This window comes from Paenibacillus sp. FSL R7-0297 (genome assembly GCF_038009025.1).
GTDB lineage: Bacteria > Bacillota > Bacilli > Paenibacillales > Paenibacillaceae > Paenibacillus_AQ.
On the sequence record NZ_JBBPAQ010000001.1, the window covers coordinates 7,120,215 to 7,142,656 of the forward strand.

At 49.9% G+C, this 22,442-nt stretch carries 24 protein-coding genes; 9 read left to right on the plus strand and 15 right to left on the minus strand.

Translation table 11 applies throughout. The features are described from left to right. Positions 1-43 precede the first annotated feature (43 nt). Complete coding sequence (ilvN, locus tag MKZ24_RS30785; protein WP_039301592.1) at positions 44-523, minus strand: acetolactate synthase small subunit; 480 nt, start codon at positions 521-523, stop codon at positions 44-46. Positions 524-528: 5 nt separating this feature from the next. Continuing rightward, positions 529-2,280, minus strand: a complete 1,752-nt coding sequence (gene ilvB / locus MKZ24_RS30790; RefSeq protein WP_042233399.1) for a biosynthetic-type acetolactate synthase large subunit — start codon at positions 2,278-2,280, stop codon at positions 529-531. A 621-nt stretch (positions 2,281-2,901) separates the two neighbouring features. Here ilvB and MKZ24_RS30795 point away from each other — a divergent pair. Then, positions 2,902-3,348, plus strand: a complete 447-nt coding sequence (locus MKZ24_RS30795; RefSeq protein ID WP_039301506.1) for a GNAT family N-acetyltransferase — start codon at positions 2,902-2,904, stop codon at positions 3,346-3,348. A 22-nt stretch (positions 3,349-3,370) separates the two neighbouring features. Here the strand turns inward: MKZ24_RS30795 and MKZ24_RS30800 are convergent, their stop codons facing one another. The 5 genes from MKZ24_RS30800 to MKZ24_RS30820 form a co-directional block, all read right to left on the minus strand. After that, positions 3,371-3,724, minus strand: a complete 354-nt coding sequence (locus tag MKZ24_RS30800; RefSeq protein ID WP_042233397.1) for a hypothetical protein — start codon at positions 3,722-3,724, stop codon at positions 3,371-3,373. Positions 3,725-3,901: 177 nt separating this feature from the next. Beyond that, positions 3,902-4,852, minus strand: a complete 951-nt coding sequence (locus MKZ24_RS30805; protein ID WP_042233395.1) for an ABC transporter permease — start codon at positions 4,850-4,852, stop codon at positions 3,902-3,904. Beyond that, a complete protein-coding gene (locus MKZ24_RS30810; RefSeq protein WP_039301514.1) occupies positions 4,853-5,929 on the minus strand; it encodes an ABC transporter permease in 1,077 nt (358 codons plus the stop codon). After that, positions 5,922-7,460, minus strand: a complete 1,539-nt coding sequence (locus tag MKZ24_RS30815; protein WP_042233390.1) for an ABC transporter ATP-binding protein — start codon at positions 7,458-7,460, stop codon at positions 5,922-5,924. Before MKZ24_RS30815 ends, MKZ24_RS30810 begins: the two co-directional genes overlap by 8 nt. 178 nt (positions 7,461-7,638) lie before the next feature. Continuing rightward, complete coding sequence (locus MKZ24_RS30820) at positions 7,639-8,718, minus strand: BMP family lipoprotein (RefSeq protein ID WP_042233388.1); 1,080 nt, start codon at positions 8,716-8,718, stop codon at positions 7,639-7,641. Between the two features lie 305 nt (positions 8,719-9,023). Between MKZ24_RS30820 and MKZ24_RS30825 the strand changes: the two genes are divergently transcribed. Continuing rightward, positions 9,024-9,566, plus strand: coding sequence for an acyl-CoA thioesterase (locus MKZ24_RS30825; protein WP_042233386.1), 543 nt, complete (start codon positions 9,024-9,026; stop codon positions 9,564-9,566). A gap of 119 nt (positions 9,567-9,685) precedes the next feature. Here MKZ24_RS30825 and rplT read toward each other — a convergent pair whose 3' ends face one another. From rplT to MKZ24_RS30845, 4 genes are all read right to left on the minus strand, one after another. Then, complete coding sequence (gene rplT / locus MKZ24_RS30830) at positions 9,686-10,045, minus strand: 50S ribosomal protein L20 (RefSeq protein WP_036649386.1); 360 nt, start codon at positions 10,043-10,045, stop codon at positions 9,686-9,688. Between the two features lie 31 nt (positions 10,046-10,076). Beyond that, positions 10,077-10,277, minus strand: a complete 201-nt coding sequence (gene rpmI / locus MKZ24_RS30835) for a 50S ribosomal protein L35 (RefSeq protein ID WP_036696104.1) — start codon at positions 10,275-10,277, stop codon at positions 10,077-10,079. A 57-nt stretch (positions 10,278-10,334) separates the two neighbouring features. Further along, positions 10,335-10,832, minus strand: a complete 498-nt coding sequence (gene infC, locus MKZ24_RS30840; protein WP_039301536.1) for a translation initiation factor IF-3 — start codon at positions 10,830-10,832, stop codon at positions 10,335-10,337. Positions 10,833-11,119: 287 nt separating this feature from the next. Continuing rightward, on the minus strand, positions 11,120-12,358 hold the full coding sequence (locus MKZ24_RS30845; RefSeq protein WP_042211122.1) for a glycosyltransferase family 2 protein: 1,239 nt from the start codon (positions 12,356-12,358) through the stop codon (positions 11,120-11,122). A gap of 409 nt (positions 12,359-12,767) precedes the next feature. Between MKZ24_RS30845 and MKZ24_RS30850 the strand changes: the two genes are divergently transcribed. Beyond that, positions 12,768-13,295 (plus strand): phosphatase PAP2 family protein, encoded by a 528-nt coding sequence (locus MKZ24_RS30850; protein WP_042233383.1) that lies wholly within the window; start codon positions 12,768-12,770, stop codon positions 13,293-13,295. A 55-nt stretch (positions 13,296-13,350) separates the two neighbouring features. Beyond that, complete coding sequence (locus MKZ24_RS30855) at positions 13,351-14,466, plus strand: UDP-N-acetylglucosamine--LPS N-acetylglucosamine transferase (protein WP_042233381.1); 1,116 nt, start codon at positions 13,351-13,353, stop codon at positions 14,464-14,466. Between the two features lie 154 nt (positions 14,467-14,620). Here the strand turns inward: MKZ24_RS30855 and trmB are convergent, their stop codons facing one another. After that, positions 14,621-15,337, minus strand: a complete 717-nt coding sequence (gene trmB / locus MKZ24_RS30860; protein ID WP_042233380.1) for a tRNA (guanosine(46)-N7)-methyltransferase TrmB — start codon at positions 15,335-15,337, stop codon at positions 14,621-14,623. Between the two features lie 335 nt (positions 15,338-15,672). Beyond that, on the minus strand, positions 15,673-15,855 hold the full coding sequence (locus MKZ24_RS30865) for a hypothetical protein (RefSeq protein ID WP_039301551.1): 183 nt from the start codon (positions 15,853-15,855) through the stop codon (positions 15,673-15,675). 244 nt (positions 15,856-16,099) lie between these two features. On the opposite strand from MKZ24_RS30865, the gene MKZ24_RS30870 reads away from it, so the two are divergent. The 5 genes from MKZ24_RS30870 (at position 16,100) to MKZ24_RS30890 (ending at position 20,300) form a co-directional block, all read left to right on the plus strand. Then, a complete protein-coding gene (locus MKZ24_RS30870) occupies positions 16,100-17,056 on the plus strand; it encodes a TIGR01212 family radical SAM protein (RefSeq protein WP_042233378.1) in 957 nt (318 codons plus the stop codon). Further along, on the plus strand, positions 17,056-17,661 hold the full coding sequence (locus MKZ24_RS30875; protein ID WP_340790252.1) for a tRNA (mnm(5)s(2)U34)-methyltransferase: 606 nt from the start codon (positions 17,056-17,058) through the stop codon (positions 17,659-17,661). The genes MKZ24_RS30870 and MKZ24_RS30875 overlap by 1 nt, the downstream gene beginning before the upstream one ends. Further along, complete coding sequence (locus MKZ24_RS30880; protein WP_340789619.1) at positions 17,662-18,051, plus strand: VOC family protein; 390 nt, start codon at positions 17,662-17,664, stop codon at positions 18,049-18,051. It abuts the gene before it with no gap. 212 nt (positions 18,052-18,263) lie between these two features. Beyond that, positions 18,264-19,232 carry a type I phosphomannose isomerase catalytic subunit gene (locus MKZ24_RS30885; protein WP_042233372.1) on the plus strand — a complete coding sequence of 323 codons (969 nt, stop codon included), beginning with the start codon at positions 18,264-18,266 and terminating at the stop codon, positions 19,230-19,232. Between the two features lie 105 nt (positions 19,233-19,337). Next, positions 19,338-20,300 (plus strand): alpha/beta hydrolase, encoded by a 963-nt coding sequence (locus MKZ24_RS30890; RefSeq protein ID WP_340789622.1) that lies wholly within the window; start codon positions 19,338-19,340, stop codon positions 20,298-20,300. A gap of 391 nt (positions 20,301-20,691) precedes the next feature. On the opposite strand, the gene MKZ24_RS30895 is transcribed toward MKZ24_RS30890, so the two are convergent. Together MKZ24_RS30895 and MKZ24_RS30900 are read right to left on the minus strand one after the other, a co-directional pair. After that, positions 20,692-21,534, minus strand: coding sequence for a hypothetical protein (locus MKZ24_RS30895; protein ID WP_340789624.1), 843 nt, complete (start codon positions 21,532-21,534; stop codon positions 20,692-20,694). Positions 21,535-21,837: 303 nt separating this feature from the next. Beyond that, a complete protein-coding gene (locus MKZ24_RS30900) occupies positions 21,838-22,389 on the minus strand; it encodes a histidine phosphatase family protein (protein WP_340789626.1) in 552 nt (183 codons plus the stop codon). Positions 22,390-22,442: the final 53 nt, after the last annotated feature.

Here is a 22,442-nt window from a genome sequence, read left to right on the forward strand (position 1 = left end):
ATGCAAGCAAGCAGTAATTCGTTAAAGCTATAAATTGTGACGATCAGGCATTGCCGCGAATCATCGCCGTTACACCTGTTCGTGACAGTTCCTTAATACCATATGGCTTCAGCAGCTCAATCATAGCATCAATTTTCTGGGTCTCTCCAACTACCTGTACTAATAAGCTAGTTGTTCCGATATCCACTACCGAGGCCCGGAAGGTTTCGACCACGCCCATAATCTCAGGCCGTTCAGCCGGATCAGCCTTGACCTTAATCAGCGCCAGCTCACGGGCAACCATGGGCTTGGAGCCAAGATCAATGACCTTGATGACATCAATCAGCTTATAGAGCTGCTTCTCAATCTGCTCAAGCGTATGCTGGTCTCCAAGAGTAACGATAACCATCCGGGACAGCCCAATCTCTTCAGACTGGCCTACAGTAATACTCTCAATATTGAACCCCCGGCGGCCGAACAGTCCGGATACCCGCTGCAGCACACCCGGCTGGTCATTTACAAGCACGGAAATCGTATGTCTCATCACCGCTATTCATCCCCCATCAGCATTTGATCAATGGTTGACCCTTGGGTTACCATCGGGTAGACATTCTCGTCTTTAGGGACAACGAATTCTACCAGGACGGGTCCAGGTGTTTCCAGGGCTTCTTTCCACGCGGCTCCGGCTTCCTCTTTATTCGTAGCCCGCAGACCCTTAACTCCGTAAGCTTCAGCCAATTTCACAAAATCCGGACTGCCGGCAAGATCGGTATAGCTGTAACGCTTCTCATAGATGAGATTCTGCCATTGCCGGACCATTCCCAGTACCTGATTATTGATTACGACGATTTTGACCGGAATCTTATTAATCGCGCAAATCGCAAGTTCCTGTGAACACATCTGCATGCCGCCGTCACCATTAATGGAGACTACCAGCCGCTCCGGATGTGCCATTTGCGCCCCGATTGCCGCAGGGAAGCCGAAGCCCATTGTACCAAGACCACCCGAAGTAATCCATGCACGAGGGTGATTGAATTTGTAATATTGTGCAGCCCACATCTGGTGCTGTCCTACGTCAGTAGTAACAATTGCCTCGCCTTTAGTGGTGTCATTAATCATTTGAATTACCCATTGCGGTTTCAGCTCTGCCTCAGAATCTTTATAACGCAACGGCTGATCCAGCTTCCACTGGGCGATTTGCGTTCTCCAGGCATCCGCATTCGCGGCCCGCTTCACATCAGGGATCAGCATTTCCAGCACGGTTTTTACATCGCCAACGATCGGAATATCAGGCGATACATTCTTGCCGATCTCCGCCGGATCAATATCGATATGAACAATCTTGGCTTTTGGAGCAAAACCATCCAGCTTACCGGTTACACGGTCATCAAACCGGGCACCGATATTAATCAGCAGGTCGCATTGTTGAATCGCATTGTTCGCTGTATAGGTACCGTGCATGCCCGGCATTCCCATCCACAGATCCTCCGCACTCGGATAACAGCCGAGACCCAGCAATGTTGTAGTAATAGGAATTTCTGTACGCTTCACGAATTCATACATCGCCTCATGCGCTCCGGAGTAAATGACCCCGCCGCCTGCAATAATAATCGGACGCTCTGCAGCAGCAATGGCCTTCACCAGCTTATCAAGCTGAAGCTTGTTAGGCACTGTGCGCGGGTTGTAACCGCGAAGGTTAACGCCTTGCTGCTGAACCGGCGTGAACAATGTCTTCGCAGCCGATACATCCTTCGGAATATCAATCAGCACCGGACCCTTGCGTCCGGTATTCGCGATATGGAATGCCTCATGAATAATTCGCGGCAGGTCTTCAACATCCCGTACCAGATAGCTGTGCTTCGTAATCGGCATCGTTATACCAGTAATATCCGCTTCCTGAAAAGCATCTGTGCCGATCAGGCTGGAGAATACGTTCCCGGTGATTACCACCAGCGGAACAGAGTCCATGAATGCAGTAGCAATTCCTGTTACCAGATTAGTTGCCCCCGGGCCTGAAGTGGCGATACATACGCCTGCTTTGCCGCTCGCTCTGGCATATCCGTCAGCCGCATGAATCGCTCCCTGCTCATGGCGTGTCAGAATATGTTTGAAATCATCGAATCCATAAAGAGCATCATAGATATAGAGTACAGCCCCGCCCGGATATCCGAATACAGTATCCACACCTTCCAGTACTAGACTGCGCAGCAGGACTTCAGACCCTGTAATCACCTCAGGATTTTTCCATTTCTCACGTAACTGCTCTATAGACCGCACTTCTTCCGGTAATTGCGCGCTCATCAGTATTCCTCCCTTCGATTGTTCACATTCATTATTCAAATGACAGGACGTCTTTTATACAACAATTAATATTGGCGAACGGGCCGTAAATCCTCCTCATTCAACAAAAAAACCTCTCGCCTCCCACGCGCAGAATAAGCGCGTGAGGGACGAAAGGTTTAGCTTCCGTGGTACCACCCATGTTTGCATTCCATCTCACGATGAAATGCCTTATCAGGATACAAAAATCCATCGATGTAGGCAGGGCCCAAATCTCTGTAACCTGAAGTCCCTAACGCGGACTAGACGATTCCCCCTAATAATTCCAACGCTCTTGCTGATGGACCTTTCAGGGAAACAGCTCCGAGGTGAGCTCGTATATAAGGGATTTTGGTGGAGGTTGCAGCAATTCCTCTCACTCTCTGAACAAAAGAGCCCTTAAAACTTCGTCCTCTTCATCGCCGATACATGTATGTTCGTTAAAATGTTTAGACACATTATATGATTTCCTCACACGGTAAGTCAATACCCATCTTCCGGATATATATTAAATTCTTCACAAAATGTTGTTCTACCCTTTCCGGAACGCCCACACCAAGCAGGGCATATGATGTACGACAATGCGTGGAAAGGGGGCATTTTATGATTCGTTACCGCAGACCCAAGCAGGATGACACCGTCATTTTTGACTTGATTGAAAAGCAGCTTGTCCCGCTATCCCATCTTCCACAGACGATTATCAATCAGGTCAGAAAAGATCTGCCCCGCCGTCTGGGGCAAGGCGTTACTCTCGTGGCTTGTCCTGACTATGAGAGTGATCCGCTGGGGTTCGTACACTTTATGCTGCATGGAGATTTGTTATATATCGATATGCTCGCCATTGCGCCTAATGCAAGGCGTAGGCGTTACGGGAATATGCTGATGGACAGAGCGGAGCGGTTTGCACTATCACGTGCATGCCGGCGGGCTAAGGTTTCTGTGGATACCGGAAATACAGCCGGTCTTGCCTTTTATGAAAAACTGGGCTACAGCGTAGCCCGTTATCAACCGCAAAACTACTGTTATGAGCTTGAAAAACAGTTTATCTGACGAACTCTGACCGCTCTACAGCTTAAAAGAATCCAATAGGCGGAACACCATAACCGGGACCAGGACCATAACCGCCGTAAGGACCGGGAACAGGCCCAGGGCCGTAACCATATCCGCCTCCGTAAGGAGCCCCTCCATATCCATAACCCCCGCCGCCATAAGCGTATGGAGCCGTACCGACGGCCAGCAAATCAAATAATACAAGCGGAATCAATGCTTTGGTTTGTACTTTTTTACCACTGATACGCTGTAAAACAAGACGGTTGCCCGAAACACGGAGTAACTTGCCCATCACCTTGGAGCCGTCTTTTTTTACTGCAACGATATTTCTACCCACCAGCTTCATGACTTGTTTTTTCGTAACCGGCTGTGCCATAATATCCCTCCTAATGAGTTTCTTAAGCAGTCTATTCGCCTCAGCCGGTATTTGCCTGTACATCTGTCCTGCCCGAATCATGAAGGAGCAGCATCACCGCGAATAAAAAAAACGCATTTCCGGATAACCGAAAATGCGCACTGCAACGAAAGAGAATTAAACAAGGAGAAACTGACCCTAGCGTTTACCCGGGTCGTACGGTTCCCCCAGAGCCTTAGGTGCCGAAGAACGTCCGACTGCACTTACCAGTACGATGATAGTTAGTACATAAGGAATCATGAAAATGAATTCCTGCGGAATGCTCTTGGACCATTCAAACAATTGCACATAGTTACGGATGGCCTGGGACAGACCGAAGAACACGGCCGCTCCGAAAGCACCCAGCGGATTCCATTTACCGAAGATCATCGCTGCGATGGCAATGAAGCCTTGTCCGGAGATGGTATTATGCGCAAACGTACCCGTAGTTGTCAAAGTAATCGTGGCTCCGCCGATACCAGCCAGCAGGCCGCTCAGCATTACGCCAATATATCTCATCTTGTTTACATTTACACCCAGTGTATCTGCTGCACTCGGATGTTCACCGACTGCACGCAGACGGAGTCCAAACGGAGTTTTGAACAGGACGAAATAAATAACAATCACCAATATAATCGCTAAGTAGGTCGTTGGATAGGAATTAAAAATCCCTTCCCCGATCACTGGTATCTTGGAAAGTCCGGGAATGGATAATTTGCTAAAACCATCGATCAGCGGAGTTTCACCCGAACCGTCGAAGATTAGCTTAACCATATACAGTGTACTGCCTGCGGCAAGGAAGTTGATGACCGTACCACTTATCGTCTGGTCGGCCTTGAAGGTTATTGAAGCCACCGCATGAATCAGTGAACCAATCACACCCACAGCCATGGCACAAAGCACACCAACCCAAGGCGCCCATTCACCCATTCCTGCTTCCTGAGCGTAGTACCCGCCTACTGCTGCAGCAAATGCACCAAACATCATCAAGCCTTCAAGTCCGATGTTGACGACACCGGATCGTTCAGAGAAGATGCCGCCAAGGGCGGCAAATATAAGCGCCGTGGAAAAAACAAGCGTTGTATTGAGCAGTTGGCCTAAGACTTCCATCTATAACACCTTCTCTTTCTTGCGCTTGAAGTAAAACGGTTTGAGCACCCAGCGTACAATGCCTTGCGCAGCAATGAAGAAAATAATTGAACCGATGACAATACGGATCAGCTCCGGAGGTACATCAGCACCAAAGCTCATCCCTGCAGAGCCATACGTAAGCGTACCGTATAGAATAGCAGCGAGAATGACGCCGAGCGGATGAGTCAGCCCCAGCAGAGCCACAGCGATACCATCGAATCCATAACCAGGTGATGCCGCGAATACCGATTGATAATGGAACACACCCAGTACTTCACCAGCGCCCGCCAATCCGGCGAACACACCACTGATGAACATCGCCTTGATCACATTGCGTCCTACATTCATCCCTGCATATTCTGCAGCATGCGGGTTCAAACCTACCGCACGCATTTCGTAACCTTGCTTGGTTTTCCACAAATAGACGTAGAAGAATGTCGCCGCTGCAAGGGCAATAACCGTTCCCCAGTGCAGACGGGCATTGTCGAATGTGGAGAACAGGAAAGTCATCGACAGCGATGCCGGGTTATCTTCCGAACGGTTCTGCCCCTGTAAGAGCAGGAATGTCCGGACAATATAGTTCGACAGGAAGAGGGCAATCCAGTTCAACATGATCGTAGTAATAACTTCGTTGATTCCGCGTTTGGCCTTCAGGTAACCGGCAATCCCCGCCCAAAGTCCGCCGCATACACCCGCTGCAATCACCGCAAGAGGTACAAGCAGGAATGCAGGCAATACGCCGCCAAGCTTGATGCCGACTACTGATGCAGCCGTCATACCGATCATTACCTGGCCATCCGCACCAATGTTAAACATACCTGAACGAAAAGCAAAGGCTACCGCTAGACCTGTGAACATTAGCGGAGTCATCTCGCGTACAGCTTCACCGAAATCGTATGGACTGCCGAATACGCGTTTGAATAACGCCGAGTAGGCTGCGACCGGATCGTATCCGCCAATCAGCATAACGATAGCGCCGACCAGGAAACCCAACAGAATCGCAATAAGCGGAATAATGTAGGTGTCTGTAGCGAATATTTTTTTGATTCTAGACATCCGCGTGGCCTCCCCGCTTCAAGCTGCCCGCCATCATCAGACCCAGTTCCTGGTCATTCGTATCCTGCGGGAATACTTCTCCGACAATCTGTCCTTCATAAATAACGGCAATTCTGTCAGATACATTCATAATCTCGTCCAATTCAAAAGAGATCAGCAATACGGCTTTACCCTGGTCACGCTGGGCAATCAGCTGCTTCTGAACAAACTCAATGGCTCCAACATCAAGGCCACGTGTAGGCTGTGCTGCAATCAGAAGGGTCGGATTTTTGTCTATTTCCCGCGCAATAATCGCTTTCTGTTGATTACCGCCGGATAATGACCGGGCCTTGTTCTCAATTGAAGGCGTGCGTACATCGAATTGCTTCACCAGATCCTCTGCATGCCGGTTGATAACATCCTTATTCAAGAATCCGTTCTGATTGTACGGGCTCTTATAATAGGTTTCCAGCACCATATTCTCACTCACGGTGAAATCAAGTACCAGTCCATGCTTGTGCCGGTCTTCGGGGATGTGGGAGACATTCATTTCAGACACTTTACGCGGAGAGAGGTTGGCAATTTCCTTGCCCGAAACTGTAATTGAACCGGAATCGATCTTGCGCAAACCGGTAATCGCCTGAATAAGCTCGCTTTGTCCGTTGCCGTCGACTCCTGCAATCCCCAGAATCTCGCCCGCTTTCACTTCAAAGCTGAGGCCGTTCAGCACAGCGACCCCATCCTTGCTTTTACTTCTGACATCCGACAGCTTCAGGATGCCTTCACCAATATGTGCCGGCTGCTTGTCTACTTTAAAGGTAACACCGCGTCCGACCATTTTTTCGGCCAGCTCGTTCGGATTCGTGCCGGAGGTCTTGACGGTATCAATTACCTTGCCCCGCCGGATAATGGTTACACGGTCAGAAATCTGCATAATTTCTTTCAGCTTATGGGTAATAAGTATAATGGACTTGCCTTCGGCAACGAGCCGCTTCATAATCGCCATCAGTTCAGTAATTTCCTGAGGCGTAAGTACAGCGGTCGGCTCGTCGAATATAAGTATATCCGCTCCGCGGTACAGGGTTTTCATAATTTCTACCCGTTGCTGCATGCCTACCGAAATGTCATGAATTTTGGCATTTGGATTGACTTGAAGACCGTACTGCTCCGATAGCTTACGAACCTGCTCCGCAGCGGATTTATAGTCGATTTTAAGACCTTTTTTCGGTTCCATTCCCAGAACAATATTCTCTGTTACCGTAAAAGGCTCTACTAGCTTGAAATGTTGGTGAACCATACCAATGCCAAGCTCAATAGCCTTATTAGGGTTATCGATAATAACCGGTTTCCCGTCGATTTCGATGCTGCCTTCATCGGGCTGGTACAGTCCGAATACGATATTCATCAAGGTTGATTTGCCTGCCCCGTTCTCACCAAGCAGCGCATGAATCTCCCCTTTTTCCAGCGTCAGACTGATAGAGTCATTCGCGACAATACCGGGAAAGCGTTTTGTGATTTGCTTCAACTCTACGACAGGAGCCGCAGCACTCATGGAATCACCCTCATCACAGAATATATAATACTGCCTTATAGACACGGCTGTACCGCCCTATGCAGGACGGTACCGCTGTGTATACCTATAACAAATGTTGTAACAGAGAACAAGGCCAGCTCAAGTAACCGGCCTTGTTTCTTGATATGGTTAAATCCAGTAAAGGTGAGGCAACGAATTACTCGGCAGGAACAGTGATTGTTCCATCGATGATTTGTTTGCTGTACTCGTCAACTTTAGCCAGGATTTCAGCAGAAACGTTAGCTTTGGATGTTTCAGGAAGGCCTACGCCGTTGTCTTTCAGACTAAGAACAGTTGTAGTGCCGCCTTTGAATGTTCCGTCAACCACTTGCTGGGAAACCTTCTTAACCGCTTCGTCAACACGTTTGATCATGGAAGTCAAAGTTACGTCGTCGCCAAATTCCAGGGATTGGTCTTTGTCTACGCCGATAACCCATACTTTAGTACCGCCAGCTTTGTTGCGGGATTTAGCTTCATTGAATACGCCGTTACCTGTAGCGCCGGCAGCCGGGAAGATGATGTCATTGCCTGCATCATACAGGGTAGCAGCCAGGGATTTACCAGTATCAGGCTTGTCATAAGCTCCTGCATAAGTAATCGTTACATTCGCACTAGGGTTAACTGCCAATACGCCGGCTTTGAAGCCAACTTCAAAACGTTTGATAACCGGGCTTTCCATACCGCCGATGAAGCCTACTTTGTTAGTTTTGGTTGTCAGACCTGCAACAACACCCACCAGGAAGGATCCTTCGTTCTCAGCAAATGTTACGGATTCAACGTTAGGAGCTTCTACTACGCTGTCGATGATCGCCAGATTAGCAGTAGGGTTCTCAGTAGCAACCTTCAATACTGCGTCGCCAAGGTCAAAGCCGATTCCCCAAGTCAGGTCGTAGCCGCCTTTAACGAATTGGTTAAGGTTGGGCTCGTAGTCTGCATTGGATTTACTTTGCAGGTATTTGATTTCTGCGCCAGATTCTGTTTCCAGAGCCTGCAGGGCTTCCCAAGCGGATTGGTTAAAGGATTTGTCATTAACGCCGCCCACGTCAGTTACGAGACCTAGTTTGACAGCCTTAGGAGCCTCAGTTGCTGCTGGTGCTTCTGTAGCTGCTGCATCTGTGGTTGGTGCAGTAGTTGCTGCTCCAGCATTGGTGTTTGCGTTGTTATTGTTTCCGCATCCTGCCAAAATAACAGTGAATGCCATAACCATAACTAAAGATAGTTGGTAAAACTTCTTCATCGAATGTGATCCCCCTTAGAAAATTGGATGTCTTCTGTGTTCTGCTTGGACATACCATTAGAACAAATTATACCTGCAAAAAAAGCTAAAATCCAGTCTATTAATGACCTCAGGTCAATAATAATTTGCATTTTTCAACAAGAAACCGCTTACCATGACATAGCATGTAACCACTATGTATGATAGGTGTCAGGAAACCTCAAAATTCATCTTGTGATACCCTCGCATTAACGTTATTATTGCACAGTGATGGCTTTTCTATTATCATGAATGTTTACATATTGTTCGCAAAGGGAGTTACTGAAATGGATCAAGAAAACAAACCTCAAGTTGTTCCGGCCTCTAAATACTGCCACGAATCCCGCGTATTCAAAACCGGCCGTGTCTTCCCGAATGATGTTAACAACCACAAAACATTGTTTGGTGGCAAACTGATGAGCACAATTGATGAAGTTGCCTCCATCTCGGCCATGCGCCACTGCCGTGCGAATGTGGTAACCGCCTCCGCTGACTCTGTAGACTTCCTTCTGCCAATCAGGCCCACAGATTCCGTCTGCTTCGAATCCTTCGTCTCCTGGACGGGGCGCACTAGCATCGAGGTATTCGTCAAAATCATCTCGGAGAACCTCTATACAGGCGAACGGGCTGTTGCCGCTACATCGTTCCTTACCTTCGTTGCAGTTCACGAAGATGGCACTCCATCTCCGGTTCCGGCCATCATTGCCGAGACTGAGGAAGAGAAGCTAATCTGCCAATCTGCCAACGAGCGTTCGGAGCTGCGCAAGATCAGACGCGCCAGCAGCAAGAAGCTGGCTTCACAGCTCAGCACAACAAAGTACTGGGAATAGCACTCCTCCGGAATTCTGTTCCTTCAATATAGCAGGGAGCAGTAGCTCAGCCTTCGGGCACAAAAAAGCACCGTCACGCGGGACAACCCGCAGGCGGTGCTTTTCGGTTTATATCATTCTTACGCGTTGATCTTCTCTTTGGCAACTACAGCCAGGGAGTTGAATGCATTCAGATCGTTCACTGCCAGATCAGCCAGCATCTTACGGTTCACTTCTACGCCAGCCAATTTCAGGCCGTATACAAGCTTGCTATAGGAAAGACCGTTCAAACGCGCTGCTGCGTTGATACGAACGATCCACAGTCTGCGGAAGTTACGTTTAGTCTGACGACGGTCACGGTAAGCGTAAACCATCGATTTCATTACTTGCTCTTTAGCTGTTTTAAAAATGCGGTGCTTGGAACCGAAGTAACCTTTTGCCAGTTTCAATACTTTTTTATGTCTACGACGAACTACAAATCCGCCTTTAACTCTTGCCATATTAATAAACCTCCCAAAAATGTGTAATTAACTATTTCAAGTTAGCAAGTCCTTGTTTCAAACGTCTTACATCCCCAGGGGCCATTACTGGATTGCCGTTCAATACGCGTTTTGCGCGTTTCGATTTGTGGGACAGCAAGTGGTTCTTGTGAGCTTTGTAACGCAATACTTTACCAGTTCCAGTGATCTTAAAGCGGCCTTTCAGGCTGCTATGTGTTTTCATTTTAGGCATGGTGTTTCCTCCTTGAATATTATGCGGCGCCAAATTGCTGTGCAAGTGACTCCAGGATTATTGGGCTTTTGGAGCCAAAATCATAATCATGCTGCGGCCTTCCAGCTTAGGCTGGCGCTCAACAACAGAAATATCTTCCACTTCGTTCTTCACACGCTCCAGGATCTTCTGGCCGATACTCGCATGGGTAATCTCACGTCCGCGGAAACGAACGGAGCACTTCACTTTATCGCCTTCGCCCAGGAACTTGATAACATTGCGGAACTTGGTCTGATAATCATGTTCTTCAATGTTAGCACGGAACCAGACTTCCTTGATATCCACGATCTTCTGGTTCTTGCGCGCTTCCTTCTCTTTCTTCTGCGTTTCATAACGGAACTTGCCGTAATCCATGATGCGGCATACCGGCGGTTTCGCCTGCGGTGCTACATTGACTAAATCAAGATTAAGATCGATCGCCATCTGCAACGCCTCGCGGATCGGTTTGATCCCGATTTGTTCACCTTCTGCTCCAACCAGCCGAACCTCTTTGGCCCGAATTTCATCATTGATCATATGTTCCTTACTGATAATACTCCACCTCCGGATCTTCTTGTAATGCGGTTCTCCATAAAAAAGGGATGCCGGTAACTCCCCGACACCCCGTTTGATCAACGTTCATGAATTATAACCATTCATAAAGCATTGAGATCAAAACCAGCCGGCAATTTAGCCGTTCAGGTGAGAAGCCGGTGCTTCTGCTTGCAATCCCTATGTTTTGCATACTTGAATACTATACAACACTGAGCGAACAGTGTCAATATCTTCTCCAAAAAATACTTAGATAACAATCAGGCATTATACTACACTTGCTTGCTCTGCACTTCTTCAAGCCGCACCACACGCGTGTGCTTGGTATGGCTCCATTGCTTGTTGTTCTGCGTGAAGAACGCGTAGAACGTAATGGGGTACCACGAGAGCAGATAAACCGGGAAGGCCAGGAGGTACAGATATACCTTTTTGAACTTCACCTTCTCAAGCGCCATGGCCAGCAGGAAGGTCAGAATATTGGCTCCAATGGCAAAGTAGCTCAGCCAGAGCGGCAAATGACCGTAAATATTAGCAATATGCGGACCATCGAACATGGAGTTATCGATCCACATTACAGCCGTCATCAGGAATGTCAGCAGCACAATGTAGACATTCGCTCCATAGAGCGCCAAGTCAAACTTCGTGAGGCTGCGTTCTTTGATGCTCTGCCACAGCAAAGGGAAGAAATAACGGCGGGCGACTGTGAAATGCCCCTGCATCCAGCGCAGACGCTGTCTGGAGGAAGCCTTGAACGTAAGCGGCTTCTCATCGAAGACCTTGGCATCATAGTTGAATCTTGGATACACACCCTTAGAAGCGCTGCGCATGGTGAATTCCAAATCCTCAACCAGACTTGTAGCCCCCCAGCCCATTTCTTTGAGCAGGTTCGTCTCGAAGCACATGCCTGTTCCGCCGAGGAAGTTGGCCATCTTCAGATTATGGCGCGACAGCTGCCAGAGCCGGTTGATGTACCAGTAGGATACACCATAAGCAGCGGTAATCCATGAATCCTCCGGATTCTTGGTATCAATATAACCTTGAATTACACGTCCCCCTGAACATAGATCATTGTTCATTTCGGTCAGGAATTCGGTATGCGCGAGGTTGTCGGCATCGAACATCACGACAGCATCATACTGGCGGGGCAGCGCCCACAGCTCCTTGAGCATCCACTCGATAGCATACCCTTTTCCGCGAAGATTCGTGTTGGTACGTACACAGGCATTCATGCCGTGCTCCCGTACGATGGCTGCTGTATTATCCGTACAGTTATCGCAGATGACAAATACATCGTACAGTTCCTGGGGATAATTAAGCTGTTTCAAATTTTCCATTAACGCGCCGACTACTTCTTCCTCGTTGTGCGCGGCAACCAGTACGGCAAATGACTTTTGCGGCGCATACTTAACCTTGTTCTTTTTCTTGTGCAGTCCAAACAGCGAGAATGCAAACTGATAAACTGCAATTGCCGCCAAGATCACTTGGAGCGTAACAAACAATGCGTCTGTCATGATCTTTTGATGCCCCCTTTTTCCAAGTCTAGATGTTCTCTTTCTCTCTCAGGCTTGTTAACGTTCTTTCTGACCCTTTTGTTGCATCCCTTACAGCAGACAAGAATTATCCCTTTTTCTCGGGCAGGCTTCCGATTGTGTATTAGCCCCGTTCCTAAGATATGAACATGGTATCCGGATCATGGCCGAATCCTTATTTCTCTGTTACCTTATAAACGGGATCTTCCTGCTTGAATCATTGTAGACGCATTGGGGTACACAAGTCAAAACTGGCATTTTTCGAGTGATTCCGAGCTTTTTCTTGAAATGGACTGCCTTAAAAAAGTATGATAAAGACAGCTTCAGGTCTCGGAACCTGCTGCTTAAGCTGCGCCAAATATCTTTAGCCGGACTAACGGAGGGACAAGATATGAGACCTTTTTTCAAGAAACTGCATCTCTTGGAGCGGCTTCTCTTTCAATGGATTAACGGACGGCTGCACAACCGCTTTCTGAACTTCTGGCTCTGGTACCTCACTCATCTCGGAGGAGCTACGAGCTCCATCGGTATCAATCTTCTAATCTGGGCACTGTGTCCACAGCCATGGAGAACTACAGGACTGCAGGCACTGACCGCGCTGGCAGTAAGCCATCTGCCCGTTGCCGTTGCCAAAAAGCTCTATCCGCGCATGCGGCCTTATCTGGCGCTGCCGGGCACCAATACGTTTCATAATCCGCTTAAGGATCATTCTTTTCCTTCAGGCCATACTACAGCTATCTTCGCCTCTACGGTTCCTTATATGATGGCTTACCCTGCCCTGACCTATATCTTGCTTCCGCTCGCCTGCACGGTCGGCTTCTCCCGGATCTATCTCGGGCTGCATTATCCGTCCGATGTCATCGCTGGTGCGGTAATCGGCTCCGGCGTTGCCGCAGGCACGCTTGCGCTATGGGTCTGACGCCCTCCCGGCTGCCGGACCCCTGAATACCACTAAAGAACAGGTGAACTATACATTGCGCAAAAAAAGAGTATTATTGCTGTCGGAAGGTTTCGGCGCAGGGCATACCCAGGCAGCATACGCGCTGTCGAGCAGCCTGCGCAAATTGTCGCCTGATGTGCAGACGAAGGTGCTGGAGCTCGGAAGCTTCCTCAATCCTAAGATGGCGCCGATCATTGTCTCGGCCTACCGTAAAACGGTGATCTCCCAGCCCCGGCTGATGGGCTATGTATACCGGCACCAGAAATCATTCAATCGTCTTACCACACTTGCCCTGCACCGCCTATTTTATACGCATACGCAAAATATTGTGAAGCAGCTGAAGCCGGACATCATCGTTTGCACTCATTTCATTCCCGGCGCTGTGGTGTCCCGACTCAAGCGGCTGAATCCGTCGCTGAAAGCGCCGCTGATCACAGTCATCACGGATTACGACGCCCATGCCAGCTGGATTAGTCCTGAAGTGGACCGATATCTGGTCTCTACACCGGAGGTCAAGGCCAAGCTTCGCCGCCGCAGTGTTGCTGCCGCCAAGATCCGGGTAACCGGTATGCCGGTACATCCCGATTTCTGGGAGCATCCTGGCCGCGATGAGATCCAGAAGCAGTTCAGCCTCCGGAACATGCCTACGGTCATGGTCATGGGCGGCGGCTGGGGCATGATGAACGATGAGGTGGTGAACGAGACCCTCGCCGGCTGGCGGGAGCAGGTGCAGCTTGTGTTCTGCCTCGGACAGAATGACAAGCTGCTGCGCGGAATGCAGGAAGACCCGCGCTACAGCCACCCCAACATCAAGCTGCTGGGCTTCACCCGTGAAGTCGATAAGCTCATGGAGGTCTCGGACCTGCTGGTCACCAAGCCCGGCGGAATGACCTGCAGCGAAGGATTGGCCAAGGGCATCCCTATGCTCTTCCATTCCCCGCTGCCGGGGCAGGAAGAAGAAAACTGCCGTTATTTCACGGCAGCCGGCTTCGGGGAACCCATAAGCTCCCTTGATGTGGTCGACCGTTGGATGGAACGGCTGCTGGGCGACTACGGGGATGTGCGGGCCAAACGCAAAGCACACCTGGAGGAGATTTCCCGGTTCAATCCGCTGCAAAGCGCCCAGAGCATCATTGACATGCTGGAATAGCCTCCCGGATTCTTATAGAACAATGGGACTTAAAGTATGACTCTTCTTATATTTGGTTGAGAAACGGCAAATGGCAGCCCTGGGAAGTTTCCCCGGACTGCCATTTGTACTATACAGCTAATAATGCGGAATGATATTCTTACCCGTGGGCGGACTACAGGCGGTATTTGTCCAACCGTGAGGCCTGATACTGCCTCATTGCCTCTTCCCCGACAATGGCCTCACAGCGCTGAATGTTCACACCGCGTCCGTAAAATTTGGTTTCGTATTCCGTCATGACATGCTCTTCATTGATCACGCCGCCTTCATGCAGATCAAGGGAAATGTTCTTCATCTGCAGACCATAGTCGGCAAAAGCATTCAGGGAGAATTCAAACAGGCTGCGGGAATCCGTCTTCAGGTGGATTTCGCCAAGCGGACTAAGCAGCCCCCGGTATTTGTCGAGAAAACGCGGATGCGTCAGACGCCGGCGGGCATGCTTGCTCTTCGGCCACGGATCGCTGAAATTCAGGTAGATCCGCTCCAGTTCACCCGGAGCAAATACTTCCTCCGCATAATCGATATTAGCCAGTGCCACTCTGACGTTCGGCGGCGTCTCTTCCCCTGCCGGCTCCCACACATTTCTGGCCTTCTCGGCTGCACGCCGGACCAGTTCATCGTACATATCCACGCCGATAAAATTGATACCGGGATATTTGAAGCTCATTTGGCTGATGAACTGCCCCTTGCCCATTCCGAACTCCACATGAATCGGATGATCATTGCCGAACAGCTCTGACCACCGGCCCTTCAGGCTGCGTGGATCAAGGATGACCAGGTCAGTCTGCTCCTCAAGGCTTTCACGTATTCCTTTTCTTCCGCGTAAACGCATTAAGTATTCCTCCGCTTATCTCTTATTGCATTATCTGTGAATAGGGAGCTGCGAGGAAATTAGTACCCGCTTTTGTTGACAAAATCTCCACGGTTTTGGGAGTTTTGTCAACAAATTAGCGGTACTTTATTTCGTCGCAGTCTCTAGGATAACTGCCACTTGCAATATTGTGCCGAACTTGCCGTCAAAAGTAAAGGGATTTAAGCAGGAAGCTGAAATATCCCTGCAATAGTTCAAAAAAAAAAAGGATTCCCCGTCCAGCCTGAAAAAGGCCGGTTGGAAAATCCCCTTTTGTTGTATTTGGAATTGGGGTCCATTTTTCAACAGTACATAGTCTACCTTGCCGGAGCGTTAAAATCAAATGTCTTCTCGAAGGCACTGCGGATCTTGCGCTGCGCTTCGGTCTTAATCTTGTGGTTGCCGTTAAATTCCACGCCTGTCAGGGCAAGGGCCTCATCGGGAGTCAGCTGCACATCAATCGAACCTTTATTATCGGGAAACACCGTTGGAGAATTCATCGTTATCACCTCTATGGTTTATTATGGACCGGACGACACGAAATTATGAATTCAAAAATGTGATTGTGGTTGCTGCAGCGGCTTTTTTACACTTTAAATATAACATATTGTGTAAGCATTTACAAGCGAAATCCCGGCTGTTTCCTGCCTATTTCTAGTCCTTTTCCGCTGGATTTCCGGGAGTAATTGTTACGCTCCTCTTTGATTTTTGATACAATGGGAAGGTTAATGAAAGGAGCTGCACATGTCTAATCTTCTACAGACCTCCTCTCCGCTTCTGTGGGGGGATAAACGGTTCCATACCTGGAACTATGAAATGCGTGACCAGATGGATACCAAGGTGTTCAAGGTCATGCTGGATGCCGGCTTCACCTGTCCAAACCGTGACGGTTCCATCGCCAAAGGAGGCTGCACTTTCTGCAGCGCCAGAGGGTCTGGTGATTTCGCCGGAAGCCGCCGCGATGATCTGGTAACCCAGTTCAACAATGTACGTGACCGCCAGCACTTGAAATGGCCAAACGCTAAATATATCGGCTATTTCCAGGCCTACACTAATACGTACGCTCCCGTTGAGGAGCTAAGGGAATATTATGAGGTTATCCTGCAGCAGCCGGGTGTGGTCGGCCTCGCCATTGCTACCCGGCCGGACTGCCTGCCCGATGATGTGGTCGAATACCTTGCCGATCTGAACAAGCGCACCTATCTGTGGGTGGAGATGGGGCTTCAGACCATCCACCAGTCCACCTCCGATCTGATTAACCGGGCGCATGATACTGCCTGTTATACCGAAGCCGTTGCGAAGCTCAGACGTCACGGTATCCGGGTCTGCACCCATATCATTCACGGGCTTCCGCAGGAAACGCACGAGATGATGCTGGAGACTGTATCTGCTGTTGCCAACATGGGCGTGCAGGGGATCAAAATCCACCTGCTTCACCTCATGCGCAAAACGCCGATGGTAAAGCAGTACGAAGCCGGTCTGCTGCGCTTCCTGGAGCAGGATGAGTATGTGAAGCTGATTGCCGACTCGCTGGAGATTCTGCCGCCGGACATGATTGTCCACCGCCTGACCGGCGATGCTCCGCGCGATGCCCTGATCGGCCCGATGTGGAGCCTCAAGAAATGGGAAGTTCTTAATGCCATCGACCACGAGCTGATTGCCCGTGATACCTGGCAGGGTAAGTATTGGAGGAAGAGCTAATGGGCTTCATGTCCGTCCTTAGCTTTGCTCATAAACTAACCGCCGAGCGGCTCGCTCCCGGCGGACGGGCCATTGACGCCACCGTAGGCGCAGGTGCCGACACCCTGTTCCTCGCCAAGGCGGCGGGGCCGCGCGGCGGGGTCTACGGCTTCGACATCCAGCACGCGGCGCTGGCTCTTGCCGGAGAGCGCCTGCGGCTGGCCCGGGAGGAAGCGCCTGCTGCGCTGTCTCCCGTGACCCTGCTGCAGCGGAGCCATGCAGCAATGGCTGAAGCCGTTCCGCCGGATTGGCGCGGAACGGTCTCTGCGGTGATGTTCAACCTCGGCTATCTGCCTGCAGGCGATGCCGACAAGACCATCATCACCGAGCCGGAGAGCACGCTGGCCGCGCTGGAGGCGGCGCTGCTGCTGCTGCGCCCGGGCGGGGTCATCACGGCCGTGCTGTATCCCGGCCACGAAGGCGGCGGCCGTGAAGCTGCCGCCGTGGAAGCCTGGGCCGCCGGACTGGCCCAGCCGGACGCGCAATCCATCGTGTACCGCCAGCTGCAGCGCGATTCCGCCCCGTATGTTGTAGCTGTAGAGAAGAAAAAAGGAGCTGATCACTAAATGGCAGTAACCAAAATGGAGCATGTTGGCATTAAAGTGGACATTCTTGAGCGTTCACTGCAATTTTACCAAGAGGTCATCGGCTTGACGCTTCAGGGTAGTCTGGGCCAGCCTGGAGATGAAGTGCGTCTCGCCTTTCTCAGCTTCCCCGGACAGGCCAGTGTGGAGATTGAACTGATTGAACGGGCATTCGGGGGTCTGCCGCAGGAAGGACGGGTAAGCCATACCGCCTTCACAGTCGATGACATTGAGGAAGAGCACAGTAGACTTGCCGGACTCGGCATCCTGGGACTGACCGGTATTTCAGAGCTCGCAAACGGCAGCCGCTATTTCTTCTTCGAGGGACCGGACAGCGAGAAGCTTGAGTTCTTCCAGCCGGCGCATAGATAGCCCTGCTTCCAATCACCCTGGTATCGCTCAATCAATGTTGTAATAAGTACAACATAACCATGATGCTGCCAATAATGTGTGAGCTTAAGCGTGTCACATATGATCCGGCTTGGTTGACCAGCGTTTGACCGGTTACTTATTGGGTTATAGTCCGATGTACCGTTTAAATATTAAGTTTTAACCATTCTATAATCAGGAAGGAAGATGTTGTAATGACGAAACCATATCCTCTGAAATTTCAGCCGGAGTTCAAAGAACGTGTCTGGGGAGGCCGTGCGCTGGAGAAATTCGGCCTGGAGCTGCCGGAAGGCCATATCGGCGAAGGCTGGATGATCGCTGACCACCCGAACGGAACTTCTTCTGTAGTGAACGGCGAACTCGCCGGACTAGGTCTGGATGCCATCCGTGAGCAGTTCGGACATGAATGGTTTGGCAGCAAGGGTATTACGGAGGACGGCGGAAGATTCCCGCTGCTGATCAAGCTGCTCGATTGCAATGACAATCTTTCCGTACAGGTACACCCTACTGATGATTATGCCGGATTACCCAAGGGCGAACTGGGCAAAACAGAAATGTGGTACGTGCTGGATGCCAAGCCGGGCGCCAAAATCATCTACGGTCTGAAAGAAGGCGTAACCCGCGAGGTTCTGCAGGATGCTCTCGAGAACGGGACCGTTATGGACAGCCTGCAGGAAGTGACTGTAGCGGCAGGAGATTCTTTCTATATTCCCGCAGGCACCGTTCACGCCTTGTGTGCAGGTGTCGTTGTAGCCGAAATCCAGCAGAACTCCGACACTACATACCGGATTTACGATTACGACCGTCCCGGCCTGGACGGCAAGCCCCGCGAGCTGCATATTGAGGATTCCCTGAATGTTACTGCCTATGAAGGTGCAGGCGCGACTTCGATGAAGACAGACGGTGCAGTGGCCGGTGAATGGCTGCAAATCGCCTCCTCCCCTTATTTCATCGTAGAAAAAGGTGTGGTCGCCGGTGAATGGCAGCTCGCCACCACGGACGACAGCTTCACCATTCTGGTGATCTGTGAAGGCAGCGGCCACCTGATCTGGGAAGACGGCTCCCAGCCTTATGCAGCGGGCGAATGCTATCTGCTCCCGTCCAGCCTCGGCGCCTACAGCATTGAAGGCATGTCCACCGTTCTCCGCTCTTATCTGCCGTAAGCAGCAGCGGTTTACATCCATTCATAACTGGTATACCGGGCAGATTTAGTATAACGAAGTACTCTTACGCTAGGATTGCTGAATTTAACTTTCAGGAGGACGGCGATGACAGAGAACACCTTTACAATGACCGATCCACTAGGCGTCAAAATCCATGTCTATGAATGGCTGCCGGAAGCTGGAGCCGACGTCAGAGGGGTCGTGCAGATCTCTCACGGCATGTGTGAAACGGCTGCGCGTTATGCACGTTTTGCGTCCGCGCTCAACGCAGCCGGTTATGCGGTGTATGCCAATGACCACCGGGGCCATGGCCTCACCGCCGGCCAAGTCAATCTGCTCGGCGATACCGGGGAGAACGGTTTCTACTGGATGCGCCGCAATCTGCTGCAGCTTGCGGGAATCGCCTGCTCCCGGCATCAGCATGTGCCGATTTACCTGTTCGCCCATAGCATGGGTTCATTCCTGGCCCAGAAGCTGATGTGCGAAGTAGGTAACGACATCTACAGCGGCTTCATTCTCAGCGGTACCAACGGTCCGCGGAGCATGCTGCGGCTGGCCGAATCTCTGTCGGCAATGCAGCTAAGGCTGCAGGGAGACCACCATCGCAGCGTATTGTTGAACGGTCTTGTTTTTGGCGCATATAACCGTTCCTTCTCACCGGTCAGAACAGCCTTCGACTGGCTCAGCAGAGACCGGGAGGAAGTAGACCACTTCATCTCCGACCCGTTCTGCGGGGCGATCTGCACTACCCGCTTCTTCCGGGATTTCTTCCATATGCTGCGGGAGCTTCATACCAAGACTACCCTGCTGACCTTGTGCAGAGATAAACCTGTCTATCTGTTCTCCGGGGAGAAAGACCCCGTGGGGATGAACGGTCAAGGGGTGAAGCGTCTGGCCGAACTGTACCGCGGGCAGGGAATACAGGACGTAGAGTGCAAGCTGTACCCTGAAGGCAGGCATGAGATGCTGAACGAGGTCAACCGGGATGAGGTCACCGCCGATGTACTGGACTGGCTTGCCCGCCACCTCCCTGCCGGCTCCATGCGGCTTCAGCCTACGGCGAACTAGCTTCAATGGAGCTTTGGCTCTGGTACCCTGGCTGACCATTCATGTAACCCGCAGGGGAAAGGATGAGAACTGTCAGCAGCTTAAGATATATCTTTAAAATAAAGCGAGGCACCCCGTACCTGACGGAGTGCCTCGCTTTCGGTTATGCTGCCAAAGTTCTGTTGCTGCCAGGGTCTCCACCTGATTGACGCCGCAGTATTTTAATTGTACAGAATACAGTTATCCCTGCTCATCCGGCTTTTCGCCGTATTTTAACTGCACGAAATACAATTATCTGCTAGGCTCTCTGCTTGAGAATGGTCTCAATCCTTACCGATTGCACCGAATTCAGGCCCAAGCTTGAGGATGATCCAATTCCAGGTTCCATCGCCCATCTGCCTTTAAAATCCCTTCAGTTTATTCCTGATAATACCTTCACTAAAACCTGTCTGTACGCATCTAAATCATATGAAGAGTTGTTTACTTTGCGCTTAGCCATATTCAAGCTGCTTAATATGGATTCTTCTAAGTCCCTTCTTGCCTTAAGCACCTGCAGAGTTCCTTCCAAGCCGGTGTAACCCTGTTTTTTGCCAAACCCTTGTTTGGTGTAATAGTCAACAAAGCCTTCAGACCATTCTTGGGGTCTCTCTTCAAAAGCCTTGCCGAAGGAATACTCAAGATCGTTCTGGTCAACGTATATCAGAAGCGGATTCAGCGCTTCTGATATGGCTGCCAGTTCAACAACATAATTTGTGATGTCTTCCTTGGCAGCATCATGTTTGATCATTCCCATGGTTACAGGATTCTGTATGAAACAACAATCGAAAATATAAAGGTCAGCGCCATTTAAGGCTCTCTCTGCAAACTGCTTCCATTTTGCCGTAATCAGTTCCCTGTTTCGGTCTAGCGGCAATTCATACACATCGTGCTTCACCAAAGTATCCAGCATTTCATTTGGAATACTTGAACAGTGTTCATTGATTAGTTTCCGGTATTCCACGAAATAACTATTCTCTTGATTCCATGTATATGGGCTTAATAAATCCCTAAATTCCTCATAGTCGCTCAATAGATCATCGTATTCAACTTCATCTAGATAAGCGACTCCATCATAATCAGCAGGATGGTCCAAATTCCCTTCAAGGAATAGCTGAGCCCTAAGATTATTCTCTGTAAGAATTTCATGCACCAGCTGAGCCGTGGTTGATTTCCCGGAGCCCGGTAAGCCCTCAATTAAGATCAATTTAGTATGCATATAGTAGTTCCTCCAGTCATTTTTAGGAGGATAGGCAGGTAAGAATCAAGGGAGATGCGTATTTCCCGCGACACGACAATAAAGCGGATACCAAAAGGGTATCCGCAGAAGTGGTTTTATGACACACCTTATCCTGCATACCCTGTAAGATTAAAGAAAGACATGCCTAATACAATAGTGCGTTCACTATTTCAGGCATTCTTCCGGCTTGTTAATCTTTACAGAGTCATCCACATGATACGGTTTATGCTCCTTTACAGGCATCTCATTCCTGATATTAACACCGGATACCGCCAATTACAATTACGTAATTCCTATTACAGCCTGTGTTTTATTATATCCGGTAATGGAGGCATGCGGAATTTCTTCCATCTCTCCTACGAGGGTACGAAAAGCCATGCCATGTCCGGTAATGATCACTTTTTCAAATCCGAGATATCTGTCAATCACCTTCTCCACGCGGTTCTTCAGCAGTTCTTTGGACTCCCATTGCTTGGTTGCCCCTGGAGGATATACCCCAAGATTAGCATCATAATCGTTCCCCAGCTCTGCAAGCTGCTCCAGGGAATCATATTCAAAGGTTAAGTCAGGCTGCCATTCCCTTAAATCCAATTCAACCTTTATGTCTAAACCGAGTTCCTTGGATAAAATAGCGGCCGTTTGAAGTGCTCTTGTGTAAGGAGAAGAAATAATGACCTCCGCTTCTTTCAGCCGCTCATCTTGTGCTGTCCGATATACCTGGTTCACTCCTGCTTCCGTAAGAGGTACCAGATCCCGGCCATGGCCCTTTAATTTGTACTGCTCATTGATGTTCCAATCGGGTTCACCATGGCGGATGAGATAAAACTGTGTCATTGAAATCCTCCTGTCTGTTATTGGTACTCAATCTATTCGCTACTCGTTCTACA